We start from the raw sequence: 3,124 nt of genomic DNA, 5'->3' as shown, positions 1-3,124 counted from the left end.
GTAAGTATTTTATAATTTGATATTCTTAACAAACCCAATAATACCAACGATTCAGAGAACAAAGAAATTTGTTCTCTTTTTGTATGCTGAATAATTTATGGGAGGTTTCAAAATGAACTGGGTCAAAAAATATGTAGAAGATTTCTTGTCTGAGTTGGAAAATTCTACTGTTGAAGAGAACACTCTATTTCTTAACGGTGTCACAATTAAATCAGAGGCAGTGATATAGAACTTTTGATTTATCAACTGCCATTCTCGGATGTAATAGCTGAGGTCGTTTATGAAAATCGCGTGGAACTTTATACTAATCAAAAGATGTATAGCAAGCAAGATAATGAGTGGATTGTTCTGTCAACAGTAGAAAAGGTAGCGCAGGTGTTTGAATGAAAAAGGAAGAAATTTTTGTGATAGCGAAAAGCAAACTTCTGCAAAACGGAGAGGTATCGCCAGCAGAAGTGAATCCTGAATTTAAAATAAAAAAATTCAAAGTAAAAGTTAAAATTATGGCTTTTTACTTGACTACAAATCGTTATCGAATTGTTGATGCTGAAACAGAAAGCATACTTGATGACAATGAAGGCAAAGGCTACCTGACGCGGAATAAGGCGGTTAAAGGCTATTCTAAAACATTATAGAGGTGGCTGGATGACAATATCTTCATGTCCAGATTTCGGAAGCAACGAAAAGAAAGGTTCAAACACATGATTCAAAAAAACAAAATATCTCAATATATTTCAATTCCTAAATCAATCATTCAGGATTCGTCATTATCCCCAAAATCATTGGTACTTTTAATTCATCTTATGAGTTTGCCAAAGGATTGGGATATTGAAAAGAAGTCAGTGAAAAGTATGTTTTGTAAGAGATACGGAGAAAGTAATCGACGGAAGTTTGATGGATTTTGGAATGAACTTCAGGAAGCAGACTATTTGTCAGCGGATGATCGTGGTTGGTTTTTGAAAATAGATTGAAACATATTGAAGTTTTTTGAAAGTATGAGGGAAGTGAGATATTGAAAGAGATAATCATTGATAATTTTGCAGGTGGTGGTGGTGCTTCAACTGGTATAGAGCAGGCCATTGGTCGTTCAGTTGATGTTGCAATCAATCATGACCCTGATGCGATTGCTATGCACGCAGTCAATCATCCTGATACCAAACATTATTGCGAAGATGTCTTTGATGTTGATCCACGTGAGGTCGCAGATGGCCGTCCAGTTGCCTTGTGTTGGCTTTCTCCCGATTGTAAACACTTTTCCAAGGCGAAGGGTAAAACGCCTGTAAATAAGAAAATTAGAGGGTTAGCATGGATTGCAATTAGGTGGGCTGCTACTGTTAAGCCTAGAGTCATTATTCTTGAAAATGTCGAAGAATTCAAAACATGGGGACCTCTCATTAAAACGGAAAAAGGCACTATGCCTGACCTCTAAATCCTTTACCAATGCCTTGAAAAATCAAGGGTATGAAGTATCTTTCAGAGAGTTACGAGCTTGTGATTATGGTGCGCCCACGACACGGAAGCGATTATTTTTAATCGCACGTCGTGATGGCAGACCGATTATTTGGCCAGAACCAACCCATGCCCCAAGGGATAGCGAAGAAGTTAGAAGAGGTGAGTTATTGCCTTATCATTCAGCAGTTGAATGTATTGATTGGTCACTGCCAGGTAAATCAATTTTTGGTCGGAAAAAGCCTTTAAGTCCTAATACAATGCAACGCATTGCGAGAGGGCTGAAAAAGTTTGTATTTGAAAGTCATGAGCCATTTGTATTAAGGATTGGTCAGACAGGATACGGTAAGGATAGGCTAGTTTATCCGCTTAGTCAGCCCCTAACGACAATCACTACTAAGGCTGAGCACTGTTTGGTGACACCATTTTTAGCGGTCAACAATACGGGTCATCCAGGTAGTGAAATGACGGCACCGATGACGACGATTACAACGGGTGGCCATCAAATGTTAGTGTCATCGTTTTTATCAAAGTATTTTGGTGGAAACTATCAAGGCGCTGGAATTGATATGAGAGAGCCAACGGACACCATTACATCGGTAGACCATCATTCTCTAGTCAATGTGTCTATGACAAATGAAGACATTGATAGAGAACCTGAAATTCAGCTGTTTTTTGAAGAGAATTTTGATCAAGCATTTTTAACAAAATACTACGGATCTGATATTGGTCAAGATGTTAAAATGCCACTGCATACAATCCCCACCAAAGATAGGTTTGGCTTAGTGAGAGTGCATAATCAAAATTATCGGATAACTGATATTACACTACGGATGTTGCAGCCACATGAACTTGCCAAGGCTCAAGGTGTACCAGATACTTATATCTTAGACCGAGATAAAGACGGCAAGAAGATTAGTAAAGCTAAGCAGGTGGCGCGTATCGGTAATATGGTTGTTCCGTCGTGTGCTAAAGCCTTAGTCGAGGCAAACTTGCCAGAACTATGTTCTAAAGAAATATTTAACAAAGTTTTATCGGAGACGGCTTAAAGGATTATGGTATAGAGGCTTTCTGACAAAGGAATTTTATGAGTATGAAAGGGAAAATTAAAAATGGTTAAAGCGAAACAGCCAGAGTGGATTGTGCAAATCACTAAAATCAGCACAGTCAAAAAGACAAAACCTAAAAAACATTATTTTGAAGAAAGACCTGAGGCCGAAAATTTTGCCAAGCAGTACAAAGGTAAAGGTAGCGTTCAATTATATCAGCTTGAAACAATGAGGAGTTAAAAAGATGATACTTAGACCATTAGTTTTATGTCTTGCAATGGTGGCGTTTGTTGTCTGCTTGCCATTTCTCTTAATGCTATCTTTAACCTATTTGATTGTATGTATTTTTGACAATAAAACGGCAACATTCGATAACAATTAATACCCGACAACTTTAGCTCAACGGTAGAGCGCTCATGAGATATGAGAGATGATGGTTCAAATCCTGAAAGTTGCATCACCAAAAATAAAGAAGAAAAAATTATTTTTACTCATTCGGTTCGGCAATGTACAGGTGAATACATTGTCAATACGCTGATAATTAGCACCTCTTGCTTGATAAGTGATAGGAGCGGGATTTCTTGGTTCGATTCCAGGTATCAGCATTGCCTAGCAATAGGCAAATA

At 38.0% G+C, this 3,124-nt stretch carries 6 protein-coding genes and 1 tRNA gene; all 7 read left to right on the top strand.

The window, feature by feature from the left end; genetic code table 11:
- Nucleotides 1–234 precede the first annotated feature (234 nt).
- The 7 genes from ACYQ21_RS15100 to ACYQ21_RS15070 all read left to right on the top strand — a co-directional run bounded on the left by ACYQ21_RS15100 (nt 235) and on the right by ACYQ21_RS15070 (nt 2,955).
- Nucleotides 235–387, top strand: a complete 153-nt coding sequence (locus ACYQ21_RS15100) for a hypothetical protein (RefSeq protein ID WP_460059466.1) — start codon at nt 235–237, stop codon at nt 385–387.
- Complete coding sequence (locus tag ACYQ21_RS15095) at nt 384–635, top strand: hypothetical protein (protein ID WP_460059464.1); 252 nt, start codon at nt 384–386, stop codon at nt 633–635. The genes ACYQ21_RS15100 and ACYQ21_RS15095 overlap by 4 nt, the downstream gene beginning before the upstream one ends.
- A gap of 66 nt (nt 636–701) precedes the next feature.
- Complete coding sequence (locus ACYQ21_RS15090; RefSeq protein ID WP_460059462.1) at nt 702–971, top strand: hypothetical protein; 270 nt, start codon at nt 702–704, stop codon at nt 969–971.
- A 41-nt stretch (nt 972–1,012) separates the two neighbouring features.
- Nucleotides 1,013–1,429, top strand: coding sequence for a DNA cytosine methyltransferase (locus tag ACYQ21_RS15085; RefSeq protein WP_460059460.1), 417 nt, complete (start codon nt 1,013–1,015; stop codon nt 1,427–1,429).
- Complete coding sequence (locus ACYQ21_RS15080) at nt 1,362–2,498, top strand: DNA cytosine methyltransferase (protein WP_460059458.1); 1,137 nt, start codon at nt 1,362–1,364, stop codon at nt 2,496–2,498. Before ACYQ21_RS15085 ends, ACYQ21_RS15080 begins: the two co-directional genes overlap by 68 nt.
- Before the next feature lie 63 nt (nt 2,499–2,561).
- A complete protein-coding gene (locus ACYQ21_RS15075) occupies nt 2,562–2,738 on the top strand; it encodes a hypothetical protein (RefSeq protein WP_460059456.1) in 177 nt (58 codons plus the stop codon).
- A 149-nt stretch (nt 2,739–2,887) separates the two neighbouring features.
- Nucleotides 2,888–2,955: transfer RNA gene (locus tag ACYQ21_RS15070), tRNA-Ser, on the top strand.
- The last annotated feature ends 169 nt before the right edge of the window (nt 2,956–3,124 follow it).

It is taken from the genome of Pseudolactococcus yaeyamensis, from assembly GCF_054658615.1.
Note: the sequence above shows the minus strand (reverse complement) of the source record. Positions and strands in the feature narration are given on the sequence as shown.

Coding starts and splice junctions, on each gene's coding strand:
- ACYQ21_RS15095 (WP_460059464.1), top strand. CDS start 384: ATGAAAAAGGAAGAAATTTTTGTGATAGCGAAAAGCAAACTTCTGCAA.
- ACYQ21_RS15075 (WP_460059456.1), top strand. CDS start 2,562: ATGGTTAAAGCGAAACAGCCAGAGTGGATTGTGCAAATCACTAAAATC.
- ACYQ21_RS15080 (WP_460059458.1), top strand. CDS start 1,362: ATGTCGAAGAATTCAAAACATGGGGACCTCTCATTAAAACGGAAAAAG.
- ACYQ21_RS15090 (WP_460059462.1), top strand. CDS start 702: ATGATTCAAAAAAACAAAATATCTCAATATATTTCAATTCCTAAATCA.